Source organism: Pseudomonas sp. S60, from assembly GCF_016647865.1.
Classification (GTDB): domain Bacteria; phylum Pseudomonadota; class Gammaproteobacteria; order Pseudomonadales; family Pseudomonadaceae; genus Aquipseudomonas; species Aquipseudomonas parafulva.
Genome location: NZ_JACVVH010000003.1, coordinates 106,054 through 128,022 on the forward strand (window position 1 = coordinate 106,054; position 21,969 = coordinate 128,022).

The window sequence follows — 21,969 nt, forward strand, 5'->3', positions numbered from 1 at the left end:
TACGTAGGCCAAATGGATTGATCTCGTATAAGCTTTGCCGCCGAAAAAATGCACGCCCACAATGCCCACGTTCGTCGCTGAGGCGACAGGAAGGATTCGAATGAGCAAGCGGCTTCCCAACCTGAGGCTTACGTCGCGTAGATGTGCGTTCTGTGGTGCCTCCTGGCAACCAGCGGAAGGCATCGACGCGCTCAAATCGTATTGCCCTTGTTGTGCTGATGCTCGTCGCGCCCTTGCTGAGGCTCACTTCCAGCTTAAGCCGCTGAGCGCTGCCGACTTCAGCGGCGGGTACCTACTACCTTGCCGCCTGCGAAGCGCTGCCGGCTAAAGCACCGCTTACCGAAAGTACGCTTCCAGTTCGCGATCAACCTGATTGCGGCCTATGACCTTCGTGGATGCGCCCAGGCTCCGATTGTTACCTTTGCCCAAAGGTTGGCTCCAGGCCCGCCACTCATGCTGGCGTTGACCATGAATGTTCCACTCAACGACGTTTAGCCGCTTGGGCGACTGCAGTTCCCACCTCACCAGATCCTCAGTCACCATAGGCACTGTCCACTCAGGCTCAGTCGGCAAAGCCGAAATGGCATTGAGTACCTCTTGGGTAGTCGCATAACGATCGTTGGTGTTATCAGCCATCATCTTTCGAATGACCTTACGCCACGGCTTGGGAACATGTGGCAGCCAGCGCAGACGTTCAATGAAGCCGCCTTGGGCGATGACATCTGCAGGACACTCGTTCTGGAACACGTACCAGACCTGTCCGTGCAACAACCGGAACAGCGTCATACCCAAGGCCCAGATATCGCTCTTGATACTGGTACCCCTGCCCTGCCACACCTCCACAGCAATATGGTCTGCGTACCCCGCAGCTGAGCCGTAGCCAAGGAGCAACCTGTCGGTGACCAGACCGAAGTCACCGAGCTTTGCCATGCCGAGATGGTCGAGCAGGATGTTGCCTGGCTTGATGTCCCTGTGAAGCATCTCGCGCCCGTGCAATGCGTGCAGCCCGATCAGCACATCGATCGCGACCTTCCGCACGGCAGCGAGAGTCATCGGCCCCCGTTCAAAATGAGCTTGCAGGGAGCCACCGGGGCAGTACGCCATCGTGAAGCGGATGGCATCCTCCACCTCGTCTATACCGTAAACCTGAACGACATTGCGGTGAGTGGCGGTCTTCAGGTGCTGAGCCTCGGCGAGGAATTCCCTCCTGATATCCACCCACTCTTCATCGTCGTTTTCCGCCTTACGGGAAACCACTTTTACTGCCACTTGCCCATGAACGGCGTCTTGACCAAGGAACACTTCACCGAAGTGCCCGTTCCCCAATTTGTCCAGGATTTGGAGTTTCGGAACGACACTGGTCATGGTCGAGCTCTGTGTGCAATCACAAGCATTGCGGCCTCACGACTCCCCTTGCGCAGCTTCGCTCCCTCTAGCTTCTCTGCCCAAAACGCATCGTCGTTCACGCAATCATCGACCTTCCGACCGTAGGTTCGGCTGATCACTTCTTTCTTGAGAACACGGGTCTCACAGGCAGACGCAGCAGCGCACATGATCACACCACGAAGCTCTGCGCTATCGAGAAGCCCCCCGTGGGCCTTGCCTTGAGGTACTGAGCTCGCCTTGACCACTACCTGGTCAATTCCATTCACTTCAAGGTAATCCTTGCACCGATGGAAAAGCGTTTCGTATCCCTTCTGCCGATCCCCTGTGGGCAGCTTCCAGGTCACATCGGTAACCAGTGAGATAGGGGCATCACAGTCATCCGGAATCTGCGTATCAACGACAGTCACTTCCCCGGAACCTACCATCAGACCAACGCAGCGTGTTGCCATGTACTTTTCCTTGTGAAGGCAATTAAATATCACGCCATGGTATTACAGCCGCTTACACCGTCAATTGCCTAGTTGTGTGTGTGAACGTTGCCAGACCACCGAATTCGGGGCCAACGCCGTCTAGCCTGCTGGTTTCAACGAAACAAGAGATCCGACGGTTGGTTCAAACCTGAGCGTCTGGGGACGAATGTTGGCGGCCAAGATCCTGCGAGCCATTGGGAGGCCAAGCGGGCGTCTTTAGCTGGGTTTGTGAGTGGAGTTCGATAGACGCTGGAAGCTGAACGCAACAAAGGGACATGGCCCGATTGGCCATTCGTAACGGCACTACTTGGGACTGAACAGTGGATGACTGGCAGGTAACAAAACGAAAAATATGGGCCACCGCGAAGGCTTGCTTGTTCTGGACTGGACGTCAGATCAAGAAAGTCTTCATGGGCATGTGCATGCTGGTGGGCACCACCTGGGGCTCCATGATCATCGCCCTACTCACCATCGGCAGCGCCGCGATGATCTCCGTGATGAGCGGCGACATCAAAAACGAGTACACCGCCGTACACACCTGGCCCGAGTTCTTCGCAACAGACTACCTGTGGCCGTCCATTCAGCTCTCCATCGCCGCAGTCATCTTGGTGTTCTTACGTGAGGTAGGGGTAGTCACCTCAACCCGGAAGAAGGAAAAAGAGCTGCAGGATCGCCTGACCACCATGCCGCCCAAGCAGTTTCTCGCCGCCTACAGCGACGCGATGATCGACATTCGGCAGCTTTACGAGGGCCTACTAGAAGAAAATGCGCCGCCGTTGACCCGTAAAGGTCTCGCAGGCGACATCCGCATGATGCTCACTAAGATTCTGGTCTTGGCACAGAACTGGGACAGTGCGCCCTCCGAAACGTACAGGGCCAACATCATGATGATTGAGGAAGACAAGGATCTCATCCGCAGGGAGTACTCGAAGCAGGTAAACGACAGCCCCTTCTTCCTGTTCAACTCCAACATCGATGCTCGCTTGGATAACGCAGACGGCATCCTACACATCACAGACCTTGAGCTCTCAACCTTGGTCGGCGCCCAGGTTTTGGCAAAGCCGGACACCGATATCGTGCCGATTTGCTTCCCGTTCAAAATGGATGCGTCGGATCACGCCAAATCGCACCCGAATCTACCCGGCGGGCCTGTAGCGGTCTCTACCATGGCATCTCAATACATCGAAGACTCCCGCACACACTTCAAGCAGTGGCTAGATGATGAGGCACTACAAAATCCGCATATAACTGAACACTATAAAACGACAATCTCCCGTTATTACAACTCTCATCGCTACGCTACGTCCATTCTTTCCATTCCCTTAGTTTCTCGTAATAATGGTGAGGGGATGCCACACCCAATTGGATGTTTAAATATCTACAACAATAAAGCGAACATCCTTATGGGTGATAGCCGCAATGCACAATTCGTACAGTTATTGCAACCAATTTGCGCGTATTTGCATGATATGATATTCTTATACCGTGAAACTAACGACATGGAGGCTAGTTAAAATGACCGAACTTGCCAGAACTGAAGACGTTGCTGAGACTACAGGTGACGTAGCAGTAGAGGTCTCCAATGCTCGGAAGAACAAAGCTTTCGCGAAGATTTACAATAGCCGTATGTCTCGCGAAGAGCTTAGGGCTTCTATGCTGGAGAAGGCGAAGAACGTTGTCGAGAAAGGCATCGGCTCGCTCGATCTGGTAACCGTAGTCGAGCACCGCTAGCCGCTCAGTACCCCATCACTGCGATGCGCTAGCAGCTTACTTGAAGGCCACCGAAAGGTGGCTTTCTCGTTTCTGTCTTCAATGCAACCATCCGCCCCGCAAGGCAAGCCACCACACATGCTTACAGCAACACTCACGTCCCTCATACGTACACGCTCTGGTGGCAAAAACTCTCTTGTGGCCTCAGTCGCGCTGTGTCGGGATTCGTCGTTTTGCAGTCGCACATTCGGCAACGCCGGCTTGGCTCTTGTGATCTTAGCTCTGAGGCTCCTGCTGCTCTAAACTAGCTGGAGTGACATCCACTTCTCGGCATACGCTCCAAATATCACGCTCGTCCAGGTAGGTCGTCAGAACGGTAGCGTCGGTGGCATGCACCACTACTTTCGAATTCCTGTCACCCTCTAGCTCACTATAGAAAACATACTCGACTTTGGTGTACATCCTGACAATTCTTGGCGCCTGCATTACCTGCCCAAAGACTTCAAACTTCCAACCCTCATCGTCAGAAATCCTGATCACCTCACCAGAACCATCATTCTCGATGCTCGCGAACGAACATCCTTCATGGTAATTAAACCCTCCAGTGCATATCTTGTGAGGCTGCTGATGACTTACCACCGGCGCCTTCACTAGTCGCGAATAGTATTTCAGGGTTGCGTATGTTTCTTTATCGATTTCAATATTGGTTATGACCAGAGGCTCAGCGCACTTCTCAGCCAGCGTCCTGACATAGCCAATATAATTAATTAAGAATTTAACTTGAGCATGGAAGCCTTCAGCATCCGAACTAGTTCGCGAATTGAAAGATGCCTCTCCCTGACCAATTTCGATTTCAACAACGAGACGCCCTATATCTAATTGCTGAGCGGCCTTAATAAGCTTATGGAAGCGAGGAACCTCAAGTACATTCTTGCCAATCCAAGGCTCTAAGCTAAAGGACAAGTTAAAATTCGAATCAGATCCATCGTGCGAGCAGTAAGCCTTGAGCTTGAAGAAATCGTCAAAAGCGCTTCCCTCAAAAACCGTCCTCACTGAGCCTGAGCTGTAGTAGCAAGGGAAAGTATCGAGCACTGTTTCGTGCCCCTCCGGCGTCCTGACATAAAGAGTCGTACGCGCCTCCTTCTTGGGCGCAGACATTGTCAGTACCGCTTGTTCAACCCCATAGATGCTCTGATGGATAGCTTCGAAAAGCTTAGAGCCTATGACCTTGAAATGCGCACCTGGGATTGTTAGCTCTCGTCCCTCCTCCAGAAAAGCTTTCTCGGCTGCTAGATATCCGTCAATTTTATCAAGGTCTTCGATAACAAGATTGACTACAACGTCTTCGTCGATCGCACGGATGACATGCGTATATGTGTCTCCAGTTTTGTTTAACTGCACAGTGAATCGCGGATCTAGGTCAGCCAGATTAGATTCGTAGCCTTTAATAATTTCGGCTACTGGCGTCTGCAGTGGGTCATCGGCTCTGTTAATGAATCGATGGAGCAGATCGGTTGAACCTTTATCTGCAGCAGCTTTGACTTCTTTCTCAGTGAAGCTCTTTTGGTTCAGGAGGGAGTTGGATCTAGCCTCAGCATCGCGCTTCCACTGGAGTAGCGTTGTGACGCTGTAGGGGGACTCGTCAGCATCAATGAGCTTCGAATGTGTTTGGCACATCCAAATGCCATTGTCGAAGTGCTTACGCTCTTCTGGAGACTGGTGCTCATCGTATCGTGGGCCTCCTGGTGCAGCAGCTTTGATGTGGCATGCGACACCAATGCCTACAGTGCCTTTTCCGTTCGATTTCGCGCCATGGGTATGTACGTAGCAACCCGGGAAAGAACACACGTTTCCAGCGCTGTCGCGAAGCTTCTGCGTTGTCGTTCCTAGGAAGTTGTCGCGCTTTGGAGCTGTCGCTGCCTTCTTCTTTGCGCTGGTCTTTGGCTTGGATTTCGGCCCGCTCATGCACTGTCCCGGTGATGAATTTGGATGTGCTGATGATGCTTGGAAATGGAGCGGATTGCGATGGTTGGAGGGGTGATGGTGTGGTTGGGTGGGAGGGGTCTGGAGGGCTTTTGGGTGTTGCTCTGATCGACGTGGTTGAGTGGGTTGGGTTTGAGATCGTGGCACCTACCGGAGGTGGGATTTGGGATCGCACCGAGGTTGCTTGGTGAAGGGAGGCTAAAGCGCAATGCTTGGGAGGTTCACTGACTCGAAGGCAAGGGCAGCGTGTGTAGATGTGAAGACTGGAATGGCGGGAGAGAGATCTTGGTGAGTGATTTTTGACAAAATCACTGCCTATTTCGGTGTAAATGGCAAAACGTGGAATTCGTCGAAAATCAGCAACCCCACCCCCTCCAACGCGGGGTCGGCCTGCAAGCGGCGGGTCAGGATGCCCTCGGTCACCACTTCGATGCGCGTCGCGGGCCCTACCTTGCTGTCCAGCCGAATGCGGTAGCCCACCGTTTCGCCCACCTTTTCCCCCAGCTCGCTGGCCAACCGCTCGGCAGCAGCCCGAGCTGCCAAGCGGCGCGGTTCGAGCATCAGGACCTTCTGGGTGCCCAGCCAGGGTTCATTCAGCAATGCCAATGGCACACGGGTGGTCTTGCCGGCGCCGGGCGGTGCTTCGAGCACCGCTTCGTCACGGGTGTGCAAGGCCTGGCGCAGCGCAGGCAAAACGGCATCGATCGGTAAAGAAATCATGGTGGCCCTCGAACTGTGACGCGAGTATAACGGCGAACCGACCCTGCTCTATCATGGTCTTAGCTGTTGGTTGCGGGCGCCTTGCCTGCCCTGCTGAATGCCCTCCGGAGATCTACATGCGCATCCCATCCCGCGTAATCGGTGGCGCCCTCGTCGTCACCCTGCTGACCCAGCTGACGGCTTGCGGCACGATTTTCTACCCAGACCGTCGCGGCCAGATCGACGGCAAGGTCGACCCGGCCATTGCCGTGCTCGATGCCATCGGCATTCTGTTCTACGTGATCCCGGGGCTGGTCGCCTTTGGCGTCGACTTCGCCACCGGTGCCATCTACTACCCGCGCGGCCAAACCGCCCAGGTGGACCCCGCCAAGCTGCGTAATGCCGTCACCCCGGATGGCAAGGTGGACAACCTGAAGCTGCAAGCCATTCTTGAAAGCGAACTGGGCCAGCGCCTGCCGCTGGACGACCCACGGCTTATCCAGCACCGCGGCAGCGCGGAGCAGCTGGCCAGCCTGGGCCTGGCACCTGCGGCCTGACCCCGCGAGGCCCTGCCATGACGACCCCGGCCGAACACCAGCGCCTGCTGCGCCTGGCTACCCGCGCCTCGTTGGCAGTAGCCAGCATTCTGGTGGTGAGCAAGGCGCTGGCCTGGTGGCTGAGCGGTTCGGTCAGCCTGCTGGCCGGGCTGACCGACTCGGCACTGGATGCAGTGGCTTCCTTCCTCAACCTGCTGGCTGTGCACTATGCGCTGCGGCCCGCCGATGACGACCACCGCTTCGGCCACGGCAAGGCCGAAGCCCTGGCCGGCATTGCACAAGCGCTGTTCATCGGCGGCAGTGCGGTGCTGATCGGCCTGCAGGCGGTCGAGCGCCTGCAGGCACCGCAACCCTTGGGCGACACGGCAGTGGGTATCGCCGTGATGCTGTTGTCGCTGGCACTCACCGTCGCGTTGCTCGCCTTGCAGCGCAAGGTCATCCGGGTGACGGGCTCCACGGCAGTGCGCGCCGACTCGCTGCATTATCGCTCCGACCTGCTGCTCAACGGCAGCATCCTGCTGGCCTTGCTGCTGGCCCGTTTCGGCTGGCCACAACTTGACGCCTTGTTCGGCCTGGGCATCGCTTTCTACATCTTGTGGAGCGCCTTGCAGATTGCCCGTGAAAGCACGGCCATCCTCATGGACAAGGAGCTGCCGGGTGATGTCAGCGATGACATGGCCCGCCGAGTGCTGGCTATCGACGGGGTACAGGGGGTGCACGACCTGCGCACGCGCATGTCAGGCAACCAGTGGTTCGTGCAGTTGCACATCGAACTGCCCGGCCAGTTGCCTCTGCACCAGGCCCACAGCTTGTGCGTGCAGGCCTCGGAGGTGATCCGCCAGCATTACCCGAAGGCGGATGTGATCGTGCACGCCGACCCTCTTTGACGGGCACGCCTCAGTTGATGCTGTAACCCCTGCCGCTGAAGCAGGCGCCCAGCGCCCGGCGGTAGTTATCCACAACCGGCGCCGGGGGCGCATAGGCTGCGGTGGCGGGGTCGAAGCCTGACTGGCTGACTGCCCAGCGATGGCACTGGTAACGGTCCTGCTCCTGCTGCTGCGGGCCCTGGCCGTACATCGGGTAGGCCACCACGTCGTACCCGCCCTGTCCTGCCGGCCCAGGCCCAGGCGGCGGCGCGACGGCAGGTGGGTTGACCACCACGTACTGGCGGCTGTCATCCAGGTATTGGTAGTAGGTGTCGGCCACCAGGTAGAACAGTGCGCCGTCCCGTGTCACCTCCCGGGCATAGGGCGGCAGGTAGTCCACACGCACCCCGTGGGGCGGTGCCACCACGATGTATTCCCTGCCGTGTGGGCGGTACCAATACCCGCCTGAGTAGAAGTAGTCCCGGCCGCCGTAGGGCACCTTCCAATACTGGTCAGGGAAGCGCTCCACGGTCTGCCCCGGCCGGTACCGGGGCCCAGGGCCCCAACCGCTGCCCTGCCCGTCGGGCCGGCCATGCCAGCCTTCACCAGGACCATAGCCACGCCACGGTCGGTCGTCGCCGTGGCGCCGCGGAATATCCTGGTAATAGCCCGGGCGTGGCGGCTGGGTTTGCTGCACTTCATCGCGAGAATTCAGCGCCCGGCCTGGCGCAGGGGCAGGCGCAGCGCCAGGCCCAGCCTCACCGGGTGGCTGCGGGCCGGGTGCGCCCGGGCCCTCGCCTGGCCCGGCGGCCACAGCGCCCAGGCTGACGCCCAAGCCCAGCAAACCCACACCTGCCCACAGCCGAATACGCGACTTCATGGTATGCCTCTCGGTTGAAAAAACGGCTAGCGACGACAGTCTACCGCGCCGGCCGAGCAGGCCCATTAAATTTGCGACCATGAAAAAAGGGAGGCCACTGGGGCCTCCCTTCAGGAATTGTCGTCCGTGCTCGGCGCTTGTGGCCCCGGCTCACCTCACACCGTCTTCTGGAGGGTGCGTAGCCCGGGGGCCTGGCACATCCTGTTGGATGGCTGGCCGCGACCGCCCGCCTAGGGCGCGTCGCCGTGGACTGATGTCCGGGCAGTGATTCTGTTGATAAAGATACCTGGGCAGAGCCGGCAGAGGATTGCGAAGATTGCTCGGATAAATAGCACTTGCGCAATTTTTTACCCTGGATTGATAATTCGCCGCAATCTGAAAAGAAAAGGATCAACACGTGAGCAAACTCGACCGCTACGACCTGAGCATCCTCGCCGAATTGCAGCGCGATGCCCGCATCTCCAACCAGGAACTGGCCGAGCGCATCGGCCTGTCGCCCTCGCCCTGCTCGCGTCGGGTCAAACAGCTGGAGGACGATGGCTACATCTCCCGGCAGGTGGCCTTGCTCGACCGCAAGAAGCTGGGCCTGAGCCTGACCGCCTACGTGCTGATCGGCATGGACCGGCACACGCCCGAACGTTTCGAAACCTTCGAGGCGGCCATCCGCAACCTGCCGCAAGTGCTCGAATGCAGCCTGGTGACCGGTATGGATGCCGACTACCAGCTCAAAGTGGTGGTGCCCGACATGGACCATTACCAGAAGCTGTTGCTGGGCAGCCTGACGCGGATCGAAGGCGTTACCAGCGTGCGCTCGAGCTTCGTGCTGAACCAGGTACTGGCCAGTACCGAGCTTCCATTGACCCACCTGCGGTAAATGCCGTTGAGCCTGGGCGTATAATCGCCCGCTCAGCCTGCCTGGAGAACCCTGATGGATCCTGCCGTATTCGAAGAATGGATGATGATCATCCTGGTCACCGTGTTGATCGGTTTCATGGGGTTCATCGTGTGGGACCTGGCCAAGAAATCCAAGGCCGGGCGGTTCGGCACCTTCATCCTGTTCTTCGTGCTGGGGCTGGGCGTGCTGGCCTTCGTGATAAAAAGCGTGGTGGTAGGCTTTCTGGAGGGCGTCTGAGCGTTAAAGGGCCGGCGCCACTTCACGCCAGCAACCCTGCTCCAGGCCATCCAGTGCCCAGTCGCCGATGCGTACCCGCACCAGGCGCAAGGTGGGTAGCCCTACAGCTGCCGTCATCCGCCGTACCTGGCGGTTACGGCCTTCGCGGATCACCAGCTCGAGCCAGTGGGTGGGCACGCTCTTGCGAAAGCGTACCGGCGGGTTGCGCGGCCACAGCTGGGGCTCTTCCAGGCGGCGAGCCTCGGCGGGCAGCGTGAGGCCATCATTCAACTGCACACCCTCGCGCAACCGCTGCAACTGCTCGTCGCTGGGCTCACCCTCTACCTGCACCCAATAGGTCTTGGCCAGCTTGTGCCTGGGGTCGGCGATTCGCGCCTGCAGGCTGCCGTCGTTGGTCAGCAGCAGCAAGCCTTCGCTGTCCCGGTCCAGGCGCCCGGCCGGGTATACGCCGGGGATGTCGATGAAGTCCTTGAGCGTGGCACGGCCTTCACCGTCGCTGAACTGGGTCAACACGTCGAAGGGCTTGTTGAACAGGATCAGCCGCGGGTCGGCCGGTGGCGCCTTGGCCTGGCGGCGGGGGCCGGGAGCAGGCCGCGCCTGGGGGCGGCGCGGCTTGGAACGGGGTGGCAGTGACATGGACCCTCAGCGGAACGGCGGCTCGTCGAAGCTGCGCAGTTTACGCGAGTGCAGCGAGTTGAGCTCGGTGCGCAGCAGGTCCAGCGCAGCAATACCGATCTTCAGGTGCTGGCTGACGGCGCGGTTGTAGAACGCGTTGGCCGAACCCGGCAGCTTGATTTCGCTGTGCAGCGGCTTGTCCGATACGCACAGCAGCGTGCCGTAAGGCACCCGCAGGCGGTAACCCTGGGCGGCGATGGTGCCGCTTTCCATGTCCACGGCCACGGCCCGGGACAGGTTGATCAGCGGCCGCTCCTGAGCCCAGCGCAGCTCCCAGTTGCGGTCGTCGTAGGTCAGCACGGTGCCGGTGCGCAGGCGCTTCTTCAACTGCTCGCCGCGTTCGCCGGTCACCTGCGCAGCCGCCTCCTGCAACGCCATTTGCACCTCGGCCAGGGCAGGGATCGGAATATTCGGCGGTACTACCCGGTCCAGGATGCCGTCACGGCGCATGTAGGCATGGGCCAGTACGTAGTCACCAATGGTCTGCGACTGGCGCAGGCCGCCACAGTGGCCGATCATCAGCCAGCAGTGCGGGCGCAGCACGGCCAGGTGGTCGGTGATGTTCTTGGCATTGGACGGGCCTACACCGATGTTGACCAGGGTGATGCCATCGCCGTCTTCGGCGATCAGGTGGTAAGCCGGCATCTGGTAGCGGTGCCACACCACGCCGGCCACCAGGGCCTGCGCCTCGCCATGGTCCATGGCCTTTTCGATCACCACGTTGCCGGGCAGCACCATGCGCACGAAGCGCGGGTCGTCACGCAGCTGGTCCAGACCGTGGCTGATGAACTGGTCCACATAGCGGTGGTAGTTGGTCAGCAGGATCCAGGGCTGCACATGGCGCCAGTCGCTACCGGTGTAGTGCACCAGCCGGCGCAGCGAGAAGTCGACGCGCGCCGCGTCGAACAGCGCCAGGGGCAAGGTATCGGTGCTGTCCCAGTCGTACAGGCCGTCGGCGATGTTGTCAGTGGCAGCAGACAGGTCGGTGCTGGGGAACACCCGCGCCAGCTGCGCCGCGGTGATGCCGCTACCCGCCAGTTCATCACCCTGGTCGACCACGTAGGGGTACGGGATGCTCTGCTCGCTGACGCCCACCTCCACCGTGACGGTGTAGTCGTGCATCAACGGGCGCAGTTGCTCCAGCAGGTAACCGCGAAACGCAGCCGGCTGGGTGATGGTGACGCTGTAGGTACCGGCCACCTGCACCTTGGCGTAGGCACGCGTGGTAGCCGCGACTTCGCCGTGGCTGTAGTAGGTCAGGCGCAACGCCGGGTAGCGGAACAGGTCACGCGCCTGGGCATCGGGCTCGGTACGGTCCTTCAAGTAACGTTTCAGGGCCTGGCTGAGGGCACTGGTGGCCTGCTCGTGCAAGGCCGCCAGACGATCGACGGCCTGTTCGGGAGTATCAACGACTTCAAACGCTTGGCTCACACTGTGCTTCCTGTCTGGACATGCATGAGAATCATCTTGCCTGCCTTCTTGGGCAAATACACCCCCATTGATCGGTGTTGCACCCATTCGCCCCTTGAGCTCAGCACCGCACCTGTAAACCCGTGCCCACCCTCAGAACAGCCCGCTCATCCCGCCCAGGCTGGCGTGGCCCTTGCCACCAACGCCTCCACATCGGCCCCCCGTGGCAGCGCGCCGTACACCCGCCCACTGCCCGCCAGGCGGCTACCGATGAACGCATCGCTGACCACCGCGTTCCCCGCCTGTAGCAACAGCTTGGCCTGCAGCGCCAGGGCAATGTCTTCGGTCAGCTGCCGCGCCCGGTACTGCAGGTCACCGGTGTCGGTAAACGCGGCCTTAAGGTTGCCGATATGCGCCGCCAGGCGAGGGTCGCCATGGCCATCGCCCAGCTCGGTAAACAGCGCATCCAGCACGCCCGGTTCCTTGGACAAGGCCCGCAGCACGTCCAGGCATTGCACGTTGCCCGAGCCTTCCCAGGTCGAGTTCACCGGCGCTTCGCGGTACAGCCGCGGCAGGATGCTGTCTTCCACATAACCGGCGCCGCCCAGGCATTCGGCCGCTTCGTTGATCATGCCGGGGGCGCGTTTGCACATCCAGTATTTGCCTACCGCCGTGACCAGCCGTGCAAAATGTGCCTGCTGCGGGTCATCCAGTTGCTCCAGTGCCTGCCCCATGCGCAGGCTCAAGGCCAGCGCGGCTTCGCTTTCCAGCGCCAGGTCGGCCAGCACGTTCTGCATCAATGGCTGGGCGTTCAGCAACCGCCCGCCCACCTTGCGATGCGCACAGTGGTGGGCAGCCTGGGTCAGTGCCTGGCGCATCAGGGCGCTGGAGCCAACCATGCAGTCGAAGCGCGTCATCGCCACCATTTCGATGATGGTCGGCACACCCCGCCCCTCTTCGCCGACCATCCACGCCAGCGCCCCCCGGAATTCGACCTCGCTGGAGGCATTGGCGCAATTGCCCAGCTTGTTCTTGAGCCGCTGGATATAGAACTGGTTACGGTGGTCGTCCGGGCGATGGCGCGGCAACAGGAAGCAACTGAGGCCTTTCTCGGTTTGCGCCAGGGTGAGGAAGGCGTCGCACATCGGCGCCGAACAAAACCATTTGTGACCAACCAGCTCATAAGGCTGGCCCGGCCCCGGCGCCCCCACCGGGTAAGCCCGGGTGGTGTTGGCGCGTACATCGGTCCCCCCTGCTTTTCGGTCATGGCCATGCCCAGGGTGACGCCTGCCTTGTGCCGGTCGCCGACATTGCGCGGGTCGTACTGGCAGGCCAGGATCTTCGGCAGCCAGTACTCGGCCAGCTCGGGTTGCAGCCGCAGCGCCGGCACGGCAGCGAAGGTCATGGTCAGCGGGCAACCGCTGCCCGCCTCGGCCTGGCTGTGCAGGTAGGTCATCGAGGCCCGCGCCACATGGGCGCCGGGGCGGGGTTCGGCCCAAGGCAGCGAAGGCAGGCCATGCTCGACGGCGGTGCGCATCAGTTCATGGTAGGCCGGGTGGAATTCGACCAGGTCGATACGGTGGCCATAGCGGTCATGGCTGCTGAATTCGGGTTTGTGCGCGTTGGCCAGGAAACCTGCCTGCATCAATGGCCCACCCGCCAGCGCGCCGTAGGTATCGATCCGCGACTCGGCCCAGCCCGCCCCGTAACGCCTGGACCACTCCTGAAGCGGCAGGTCGAGGCGGTAGAGGTTGGCGCCATCCAGGGGTGGCGGCTGGTTGGTGACTTCGTGAGTTTCAGCGTACTGGTGCAGGTTCATGGAGGGCTCCTGGATCCGGGGGGAGTCAAAGCTCGCCGCAGGATTTGCAGCGCTTGAGGGATCGCGCGCCGCCCGCGCGGCGCATCGCGAGCTGCGCTCGCTCCTACAGTTTATTTGGGCCAATTATTCCTGCGCCATGCGAGCATAGCTCGCGATGCGCCGCGCGGGCGGCGCTCGTTCTGTCAGGCGCTGCACCTGCAATGGCGAACACCCACCAGCCCTACCCCATACCCTCAGGGCAAGCGCCGCGCCTGCCGGATATCCGGGCTCATCTGCACCTGCGAAATCGCCATGTTCACACTCAACTCAAACCGGCTCCCTAGTCCGCGTGTGGACTCATGGGCCAACCGTGCGCCCAGCAACTCGCCCATCTGCCGGCAGATCGACAGCCCGATACCCAGCCCGCCATAGCGCCGGGTCATCGACCCATCCACCTGGAAGAAGCGCTGGTACAGGGTCGACTGCTCCAGGTCATCGAAGCCAATGCCGCTGTCGCTCACGGTAAAGCTCAACGCCAGATCCCTCGGCCCCACACGGCGCCCACGCACCTGAACCGTCACACCGCCCTGGTGGGTGAACTTCAACCCGTTGTCCACCAGGCAACCCAGGCAACGGGCCAGCTTTTGCGCGTCACCCAGCAGCTCATCCGGGATGTCGGCGGGAATGTCCAGGCTCAGGTACAGCCCCTTGCTCAACGCCCGCCCCGCATACCCTGCGCGCAAGCCCTGCAGCAGTGCCCGCAGGCTGAACGGCGCGGGGTGCGCGCGCAGGCGGCCTGCCTGCAGCTCAGACAGGGTGAGAATGGCATCCACCAGGTCCATCATGCCCTGCGCCGACCCCACAGCAGTGCGGTGGTAATGGGCCATTTCGGCGTCCATCGGCAGGGTCTGCATCAGCTCCAGCGAGCCGATCACACCATTCATGGGCGTGCGCAGTTCATGGGTAACGCTGGCCAGAAACTCATCCTTCAGCCGGTTGCTGGTGGCTAACTGCTGGTTGACTTGCTCCAGCGTGCGGCCGGTGTCACGCAGGGCCTGCGCCTGCTGATTGCGCAAGTTGTTGATGCGGTCGGCCAACGCCAGCGACAGCAACGCCACCTCCAGCGCCGAACCCAGCTGGCTGGCGTACATGGTGATGAACAGGTTCGGCAGGTAACCCAGGACCATGAGGGTGTTGACCAGCCCACCCAGCAAAAACGCCGTCCAGGCGATGATGAACCACCGCGCTACACGCAAACCACGCCACCAGGCATACAGCCCGGCGCTGAAAATGCTCACCGTGAACAGCAGTGCCAGCGCCGTTGCCATGCGCAACGCGATGCCGTAGCGCAGGGTCACGGCCAGCACCATCACCCCTGCGCCGCCCAGCATCAATGCCTGCAACAGCCGGTCGAACCGCGGGCTGATGCTGCGCAGTTGCAAGAAGTGCCGGGCGAACTGGCAGCCAAACAGCCCGGCAGCGCCGATGAACAGCGGCGTACAGGCATTCGCCCACCAAGGGCTGTGTGGCCACAGGTAGGCAATGCCCGCGCCGTTGACCGACACCTGGTACAACCCGAACGAAGCGATATACAGGATGTAGTACAGGTAACTGACATCGCGCACGCTCAGGTAAATGAACAGGTTGTACACCAGCATCACCAACAGCACGCCATAGATCATGCCCAGCACGTAGAAATGGCTGGGCTGCGCCTCCAGGTAGGCCTCCGGCGCCCACAGGGCCAGCGGCGCCTGTACCGAACCCTGGCTGTGCAGGCGCAAGTAGACAGTGGTGGCCTGCCCAGGTGGCAACTGCAGGCTGAACAGGTAGTTGCTCTGGCGGATCTGGCGGCAGTCGTAAGGCAAGGCATCGCCCGTGCGCTGAGCCAGCTGAAAATGCCCGTCGGGGTTGGCAACGTACAGTTCAAGGTGATCGAGCGGCGGGTAGGCGAGTTCCAGCAACCACTGGCGTGGCGTGGCAGCGCCCTGCGCGAGGGGCCGCAGCTCAAGCTTGAGCCAGAACACCGAAGTGGAATAGCCGGCGTTCATCACCGCTTGCTGGTGTGGGCGAAAGTGCTGGGCGAAGCCAGGTGCGCTGACCTGCGCGATGCTGGCACTGCCGTCTGGGTCTTCATACACCTGCATGACCTTGCCCAAAGGCAGGTGACGGGTGGTATCGGCGAAGTCCACCGCCCCGGCAAGCACCGGCAGCAAACCCAACAACACAATCAGCAAATAGCGCATACAGCCCCAGCATGGCCTGGCCAGTCGCGTCGTGTTCGCCTCCTTTCCGTTTGAGACGACGTGAGCCGGCAGTACCCATTGATCGAATGATGCGCGCACTCTAGCACACCTGCGTCAGGCTGCCGCAGGCAACACTGAAGAAACCGCTCTAGAACAGTGGTTACAGGCCATTAGCGACTACAGCCCTTACCCTGACACAACTAAACCCGTGCCTGGGGCGGCCCCCTCAAACCGCTTTGGTGGTAAGCTCGCCGACCATGAATACCTACGCCTCCCGCCCCGTTGTCCTCTGTCTCTCCGGCCACGACCCCAGTGGCGGTGCCGGCCTGCAGGCAGACATCGAAGCCCTGCTCGCCCAAGGCTGCCACGCCGCGCCCGCGGTGACCGCCCTGACTGTGCAGGATACCGTCAACGTTACCGACTTCCGCGTGCTCGACCGCGCATGGGTGCTGGCCCAGGCCAATGCCGTGCTGGCCGACTCCCAGGTGGCCGCCGTGAAGCTGGGCATGCTCGGCTCTATCGAGATGGTCGACACCGTCGCCGAACTGCTGGCCGCGCACCCGCACCTGCCGCTGGTGTGCGACCCGGTACTGCGCGCGGGCGGCGGCGGGCGGCTGGGCAAGGACGAGGTGGGTTACGCCCTGCGCGAGCGCCTGTTGCCATTGGCAACCATCGCCACGCCCAACCTGCCAGAGGCGCGTATTCTTGCCGAACTGCCCGAGGGCAGCGCCGATGAGTGCGCAGACAAACTGCTGAAGTTCTGCAAGCACGTGCTGATTACCGGCGGCCACGGCGACGAAGCCGAAATCCACAACCGCCTGTACAGCCGTGACGGCCAGCACCACACCTGGACGTGCCAGCGTCTGCCGGGCAGCTACCATGGTTCGGGCTGCACCCTGGCCAGCGCCCTGGCCGGCCGCCTGGCCTTGGGCGAACAGCTGGACAGCGCTGTGCGCAGCGCCCTGGACTACACCTGGCGCACGCTGCGCGATGCAGAACAGCTGGGCAAGGGCCAGTACGTGCCGCGCCGCCTGCCGCTGGACTTCTGCTCCTGACACGAGGTGTTTGATGAAACTACGGGGCTTGTACGCCATCACCGACAGCCAGCTGCTCGCCGGGCGTTTTCTCAGCCATGTGCAAGCAGCCCTCGAAGGCGGTGTGTGCCTGCTGCAGTACCGTGACAAGGGCGACGACGAGGCACGCCGCCTGCGGGAGGCCGAGGCCCTGAAAAACCTGTGCGAGCGTTACGGCACCCAACTGATCATCAATGACGATGCCGAGCTGGCTGCACGCCTGGGTGTCGGTGTGCACCTGGGCCAGACTGATGGCCCCCTGACGCCGGCCCGCGCCTTGCTGGGCCGCCAGGCAATCATCGGTTCTACCTGCCATGCCAGCCTGGACCTCGCTGCCCAGGCGGCCAGCGAAGGGGCCAGCTATGTCGCCTTTGGCCGCTTCTTCAACTCCACCACCAAACCGGGTGCCCCCGCTGCCAGCCTCAGCCTGCTGGAACAGGCGCGCCCCCAGGTGAAGCTGCCGATCGCGGTGATCGGCGGCATCACCCTCGACAATGCCGCCCCGCTGGTTGCCCATGGCGCCGACCTGCTGGCGGTGATCCACGGCCTGTTCGGTGCCGATAGCGCGCAGGAAGTCACCCGCCGCGCCCGCGCCTTCAACGCCTTGTTCGCATCCTGATTCGAGAGAGCCCTCCATGTCCCGTTCCGAAGCCCTGTTCGCCCAAGCCCAGAAGCACATCCCCGGGGGCGTCAACTCGCCCGTGCGCGCCTTCAAAAGCGTTGGCGGCACGCCGCTGTTCTTCAAGCACGCCGAAGGTGCCTACGTCGTAGACGAGGATGACAAGCGCTATGTCGACTATGTGGGTTCCTGGGGCCCGATGATTCTTGGCCACGGCCACCCCGACGTGCTGGATGCCGTACGCCGCCAGCTGGACCATGGCTTGTCCTACGGCGCCCCTACCGCCATGGAAACCGAAATGGCCGACCTGGTCTGCGCCCTGGTACCGTCCATGGAAATGGTACGCATGGTCAGCTCGGGCACCGAAGCGACCATGAGCGCCATCCGCCTGGCCCGTGGCTACACCGGTCGCGATGCCATCATCAAGTTCGAAGGCTGCTACCACGGCCACTCCGACAGCCTGCTGGTCAAGGCCGGTTCCGGCCTGCTCACCCAGGGCGTGCCAAGCTCGGCGGGCGTGCCGGCCGATTTCGCCAAGCACACCCTGACCCTGCCGTTCAACGACATCGCTGCGGTCGAAAAAACCCTCGCCGAAGTCGGCCAGACCGTCGCCTGCATCATCGTCGAGCCGGTTGCCGGCAACATGAACTGTGTACCGCCGGCCCCGGGCTTCCTCGAAGGCCTGCGTGAGCAGTGCGACAAGCACGGTGTGGTGCTGATCTTCGACGAAGTGATGACGGGCTTTCGTGTCTCGCTGGGCGGCGCCCAGGGCCACTACGGCATCACCCCCGACCTGTCCACCTTCGGCAAGATCGTCGGCGGCGGCATGCCCGTCGGCTGCTTTGGCGGCAAACGCGAAATCATGGGCTGCATCGCCCCCCTCGGCCCGGTTTACCAGGCAGGCACGCTGTCGGGCAACCCGCTGGCGATGGCCGCCGGCCTGACCACCCTCAACCTCATCAGCCGCCCAGGCTTCCACGCCGAGCTGACCGACTACACCACCCGCATGCTGGACGGCCTGCAGCAACGCGCCGATGCCGCAGGTGTGCCGTTCGTCACCACCCAGGCGGGTGCCATGTTCGGCCTGTACTTCAGCGGCGCCGACGACATCGTCACGTTCGAAGACGTGATGGCCAGCGATGCAGAGCGCTTCAAGCGCTTCTTCCACCTGATGCTCGACGGCGGCGTGTACCTGGCCCCGAGCGCGTTCGAGGCAGGCTTCACCTCCATCGCCCATGGCGACAAGGAGCTGCAAATCACCCTGGATGCAGCTGAGAAGGCCTTTGCCGCGCTGAAGTGATGCAGCGCCGGTAATGGCCCCGCACAGGTGCTGGAGGGGGCCATTACCGGCAATCAACACCGCGCACAATCAGCCGACTTCCCCAACCCGAGATAAATTCCAGTAAAACTTTGTAAGGTTGGCGCTGCTTATCCCATAATGTGCCACCAGAGACATTGGCCGCAGCTTTGCAGAGGTAAGTCGATCCCCATGAACCGCACCGGCCGCGCCCTCACCCTGGGCTGCCTGCTGCTTCTTCAGCCCCTGCTGGCCCTGGCGGAGGGCGGTAACTCGTTGCTTATCCCGGCAACGGGGCGCTGCACGTTGAATGTGCAGCCTGAAGACCTGGCAAATGCACTCAAGGCTTGTGAGCAGACCGCGACCGCAGGGGATGCCCAGGCGCAGTTCGAACTGGGCGAGCATTACTACACCCAGGCACCCAAAGACCTGAACAAAGCACTGGACTGGTTCCAGAAAGCGTCGCTTCAAGGTCATGCCGAAGCCCAGTACCGCCTGGGTGCCATGTTCTTCCGTGGTGAAGGGGTCAAGGCCAACAACGTGCAGGCCTACATCCTGCTGAAGATGGCGGCGGTCAACGGCGCTGAAGATGCCCTGGACATGGCCGACGAGGTCACCGAGCAGATGCCCCGCGACGAGCTGGAACACGCCACTCAGGTACTCGGCCAGATCTTCCGCAAGTATTTGCTGGAACTGCAGAACGCCGACGGCCGCTCACCGTTCTCGCCACTGCCCTGAGTGCTGCATATAGGGCAGCGCCGATCGGGGCTTTCGCCACTGCCATTCAAGGGTTATTCTTGGGCTCACACCCATTGCCGTCGAGCGGCTAAAAAAAGACCTTGAACGCACCCATAGAACCCCATCGTTTCATCCTCGAGCCCTTCGAGGCCCCCCGTTTCGCCAACTTGTGTGGCCAGTTCGACGAGCATCTGCGCCTGATCGAGCAACGCCTGGCCATCGAGATCCGCAACCGCGGCAATCAGTTCGAACTGATCGGCGACCCCAAGACCACCAGCGCTGCCGAGCAGCTGCTGCGCCGTCTTTACCGTGAAACCAAGGCCACCGAGCTGTCACCGGAGACCGTGCACCTGTACCTGCAGGAATCGGCCGTCGAGAACATCGACAACCCGGCGGTCAACGAGGTCAGCGTTTCGCTGCGCACACGCAAGGGCAATATCCGCCCCCGTGGCGTCAACCAGCAGCGCTACGTGAAGGAAATTCTGGCCAACGACATCAACTTCGGTATCGGCCCAGCAGGCACCGGCAAGACTTACCTGGCCGTTGCCTGCGCTGTCGACGCCCTGGAGCGTGAACAGGTACGGCGCATCCTGCTGGTACGCCCGGCGGTTGAGGCCGGCGAGAAGCTCGGCTTCCTGCCGGGTGACCTGGCGCAGAAGATCGACCCGTACCTGCGACCGCTGTACGACGCACTGTATGAGATGCTGGGTTTCGAGCATGTGGCCAAGCTGATCGAACGCCAGGTGATCGAGATCGCTCCGCTGGCCTACATGCGCGGGCGCACCTTGAACAACAGCTTCATCATCCTCGACGAAAGCCAGAACACCACGCTCGAACAGATGAAAATGTTCCTTACCCGTATCGGCTTCGGTTCAACCGCCGTGATTACCGGTGACATCACCCAGGTCGACCTGCCGCGTGGCACCAAGTCGGGCCTGGCCCACGTGATCGAGGTGCTCAGGGACGTACCGGGTATCAGCTTTACCCACTTCCAGCCCAAGGACGTGGTCCGTCACCCACTGGTACAGCGCATCGTCGAAGCCTACGACCGCTTCGATGCCCGCCAGGCCAAGCCCGAGGCGCCTGGCAAAGATGCTTGAACTGGACATGCAACGGGCGACCGACGCGGCCGCCCCGGATGACGCGGCGTTCCGCCGTTGGTGCGAACTTGCCTTGCGTCAGCGCCAGGCCGATTCCGAGATGACCATTCGTCTGGTCGACGAAGCCGAAGGCCGGGAACTCAATCACACGTACCGGCACAAAGACTACGCCACCAACGTGCTGTCGTTCCCTGCAGACGTGCCCGATGACCTGCTCGATATCCCGCTGCTGGGCGACCTGGTCATTTGCGTGCCCGTGGTCGAACGTGAGGCTGCCGAACAAGGCAAGCCGCTGGAGGCCCACTGGGCGCACCTGGTCATCCACGGCTGCCTGCACCTGCTCGGCTACGACCACATCGACGATGACGAGGCCGAAGAAATGGAAGGCCTGGAACGGGATTTGCTGGCGCAACTGGGTCACCCCGACCCTTACGCCGACGATGAAACCGACTCAATCACACACTGATACACCAAGGATCACGAGAACCGCCATGAGCGAAGATCGATCGAGCAACGGGCAGAAGTCCTGGCTGGGCAAACTGACCCAGGCTTTTGCCCATGAGCCGAAAAACCGCCAGGAGCTCCTCGAGCTGCTGCGCGAAGCCCACCAGAACAAACTGCTGGACAGCGAAGCGCTGACTATCGTCGAGGGCGCCATCCAGGTGGCCGACCTGCAGGTACGCGACATCATGGTGCCGCGCTCGCAGATGAACAGCATCCGCGCTGGCCAGTCGCCGCGCGAATTCCTGCCGGCGGTGATCGATGCGGCGCATTCGCGCTACCCGGTCATCGGCGAAAGCCACGACGATGTGCTGGGCGTGCTGCTCGCCAAAGACCTGCTCCCGCTGATTCTCAAAGAGAATGGCGACAGCTTCAACATCAAGGACCTGCTGCGCCCCGCCACCTTCGTGCCGGAGTCCAAGCGCCTGAACGTGCTGCTGCGCGAGTTCCGCGCCAACCACAACCACATGGCCATCGTCATTGATGAGTACGGTGGCGTGGCCGGCCTGGTTACCATCGAGGACGTGCTGGAACAGATCGTCGGCGATATCGAAGACGAGCACGACGTCGAGGAAGACAGCTACATCAAGCCGCTGCCCAGCGGCGACTTCCTGGTCAAGGCGCTGACGCCCATCGAGAACTTCAACGAATTCTTCGACAGCGGCTTCTCCGATGACGAGTTCGATACGGTCGGTGGCCTGGTCATGAGTGCGTTCGGGCACCTGCCCAAACGTAACGAGACCACCGAAATCGGCTCGTACAAGTTCCGTGTCCTGAATGCCGACAGCCGGCGCATACACCTGCTGCGCCTGACCCCGATCAACCGTTAAGG

The 21,969-nt window shown here is 61.4% G+C and carries 20 protein-coding genes and 2 pseudogenes; 13 read left to right on the plus strand and 9 right to left on the minus strand.

Annotation, left to right across the window (positions count from 1 at the left end):
• Window positions 1-336: 336 nt before the first annotated feature.
• Both IAE33_RS02410 and IAE33_RS02415 read right to left on the minus strand, forming a co-directional pair.
• A complete protein-coding gene (locus tag IAE33_RS02410; protein WP_201161943.1) occupies window positions 337-1,365 on the minus strand; it encodes a serine/threonine-protein kinase in 1,029 nt (342 codons plus the stop codon).
• Window positions 1,362-1,835 carry a hypothetical protein gene (locus IAE33_RS02415; RefSeq protein WP_201161945.1) on the minus strand — a complete coding sequence of 158 codons (474 nt, stop codon included), beginning with the start codon at window positions 1,833-1,835 and terminating at the stop codon, window positions 1,362-1,364. Before IAE33_RS02415 ends, IAE33_RS02410 begins: the two co-directional genes overlap by 4 nt.
• Window positions 1,836-2,176: 341 nt before the next feature.
• On the opposite strand from IAE33_RS02415, the gene IAE33_RS02420 reads away from it, so the two are divergent.
• Window positions 2,177-3,370 (plus strand): hypothetical protein, encoded by a 1,194-nt coding sequence (locus tag IAE33_RS02420; protein ID WP_201161947.1) that lies wholly within the window; start codon window positions 2,177-2,179, stop codon window positions 3,368-3,370.
• Between the two features lies 1 nt (window position 3,371).
• Window positions 3,372-3,587: a hypothetical protein gene (locus IAE33_RS02425; RefSeq protein ID WP_201161949.1), complete on the plus strand. Its 216-nt coding sequence runs from the start codon at window positions 3,372-3,374 to the stop codon at window positions 3,585-3,587.
• 255 nt (window positions 3,588-3,842) lie between these two features.
• Here IAE33_RS02425 and IAE33_RS02430 read toward each other — a convergent pair whose 3' ends face one another.
• Entirely contained in the window at window positions 3,843-5,531 is a 1,689-nt protein-coding gene (locus tag IAE33_RS02430; RefSeq protein ID WP_201161950.1) for a hypothetical protein, read from the minus strand.
• Between the two features lie 357 nt (window positions 5,532-5,888).
• Window positions 5,889-6,269 (minus strand): annotated as a pseudogene (locus IAE33_RS02435) (DEAD/DEAH box helicase); the annotation flags it as partial.
• A gap of 116 nt (window positions 6,270-6,385) precedes the next feature.
• On the opposite strand from IAE33_RS02435, the gene IAE33_RS02440 reads away from it, so the two are divergent.
• The gene (locus tag IAE33_RS02440; RefSeq protein WP_060481673.1) at window positions 6,386-6,805 is read left to right on the plus strand and encodes a hypothetical protein; all 420 of its coding nucleotides are present in this window, start codon (window positions 6,386-6,388) and stop codon (window positions 6,803-6,805) included.
• Window positions 6,806-6,822: 17 nt separating this feature from the next.
• Window positions 6,823-7,692, plus strand: a complete 870-nt coding sequence (locus IAE33_RS02445; RefSeq protein WP_060481674.1) for a cation diffusion facilitator family transporter — start codon at window positions 6,823-6,825, stop codon at window positions 7,690-7,692.
• 10 nt (window positions 7,693-7,702) lie between these two features.
• On the opposite strand, the gene IAE33_RS02450 is transcribed toward IAE33_RS02445, so the two are convergent.
• Complete coding sequence (locus IAE33_RS02450) at window positions 7,703-8,551, minus strand: DUF6515 family protein (protein WP_201161954.1); 849 nt, start codon at window positions 8,549-8,551, stop codon at window positions 7,703-7,705.
• A 397-nt stretch (window positions 8,552-8,948) separates the two neighbouring features.
• On the opposite strand from IAE33_RS02450, the gene IAE33_RS02455 reads away from it, so the two are divergent.
• Window positions 8,949-9,425, plus strand: a complete 477-nt coding sequence (locus IAE33_RS02455; RefSeq protein WP_003249795.1) for an Lrp/AsnC family transcriptional regulator — start codon at window positions 8,949-8,951, stop codon at window positions 9,423-9,425.
• Between the two features lie 54 nt (window positions 9,426-9,479).
• A complete protein-coding gene (locus tag IAE33_RS02460; RefSeq protein WP_028632729.1) occupies window positions 9,480-9,683 on the plus strand; it encodes a DUF2788 domain-containing protein in 204 nt (67 codons plus the stop codon).
• A gap of 3 nt (window positions 9,684-9,686) precedes the next feature.
• Here the strand turns inward: IAE33_RS02460 and IAE33_RS02465 are convergent, their stop codons facing one another.
• The 4 genes and pseudogenes from IAE33_RS02465 to IAE33_RS02480 form a co-directional block, all read right to left on the minus strand.
• Window positions 9,687-10,319 (minus strand): pseudouridine synthase, encoded by a 633-nt coding sequence (locus IAE33_RS02465; RefSeq protein WP_236405982.1) that lies wholly within the window; start codon window positions 10,317-10,319, stop codon window positions 9,687-9,689.
• 6 nt (window positions 10,320-10,325) lie between these two features.
• Complete coding sequence (gene amn / locus IAE33_RS02470; protein ID WP_060481677.1) at window positions 10,326-11,789, minus strand: AMP nucleosidase; 1,464 nt, start codon at window positions 11,787-11,789, stop codon at window positions 10,326-10,328.
• Between the two features lie 146 nt (window positions 11,790-11,935).
• Window positions 11,936-13,587, minus strand: a pseudogene (locus IAE33_RS02475) (acyl-CoA dehydrogenase family protein).
• A 233-nt stretch (window positions 13,588-13,820) separates the two neighbouring features.
• Window positions 13,821-15,809: a sensor histidine kinase gene (locus IAE33_RS02480; RefSeq protein ID WP_201161956.1), complete on the minus strand. Its 1,989-nt coding sequence runs from the start codon at window positions 15,807-15,809 to the stop codon at window positions 13,821-13,823.
• Window positions 15,810-16,066: 257 nt separating this feature from the next.
• On the opposite strand from IAE33_RS02480, the gene IAE33_RS02485 reads away from it, so the two are divergent.
• From IAE33_RS02485 to IAE33_RS02515, 7 genes are all read left to right on the plus strand, one after another.
• Window positions 16,067-16,864, plus strand: coding sequence for a hydroxymethylpyrimidine/phosphomethylpyrimidine kinase (locus tag IAE33_RS02485; protein WP_201161958.1), 798 nt, complete (start codon window positions 16,067-16,069; stop codon window positions 16,862-16,864).
• A 13-nt stretch (window positions 16,865-16,877) separates the two neighbouring features.
• Window positions 16,878-17,501: a thiamine phosphate synthase gene (gene thiE, locus IAE33_RS02490; RefSeq protein WP_201161960.1), complete on the plus strand. Its 624-nt coding sequence runs from the start codon at window positions 16,878-16,880 to the stop codon at window positions 17,499-17,501.
• 16 nt (window positions 17,502-17,517) lie between these two features.
• Window positions 17,518-18,801, plus strand: coding sequence for a glutamate-1-semialdehyde 2,1-aminomutase (hemL, locus tag IAE33_RS02495; protein ID WP_201161962.1), 1,284 nt, complete (start codon window positions 17,518-17,520; stop codon window positions 18,799-18,801).
• Window positions 18,802-18,990: 189 nt separating this feature from the next.
• On the plus strand, window positions 18,991-19,536 hold the full coding sequence (locus IAE33_RS02500) for a tetratricopeptide repeat protein (protein ID WP_028632737.1): 546 nt from the start codon (window positions 18,991-18,993) through the stop codon (window positions 19,534-19,536).
• Window positions 19,537-19,637: 101 nt separating this feature from the next.
• Window positions 19,638-20,636, plus strand: a complete 999-nt coding sequence (locus IAE33_RS02505) for a PhoH family protein (protein ID WP_028632738.1) — start codon at window positions 19,638-19,640, stop codon at window positions 20,634-20,636.
• Window positions 20,629-21,102: an rRNA maturation RNase YbeY gene (gene ybeY / locus IAE33_RS02510; RefSeq protein WP_201161964.1), complete on the plus strand. Its 474-nt coding sequence runs from the start codon at window positions 20,629-20,631 to the stop codon at window positions 21,100-21,102. Before IAE33_RS02505 ends, ybeY begins: the two co-directional genes overlap by 8 nt.
• Before the next feature lie 25 nt (window positions 21,103-21,127).
• Window positions 21,128-21,967, plus strand: a complete 840-nt coding sequence (locus tag IAE33_RS02515; protein WP_028632740.1) for an HlyC/CorC family transporter — start codon at window positions 21,128-21,130, stop codon at window positions 21,965-21,967.
• Window positions 21,968-21,969: the final 2 nt, after the last annotated feature.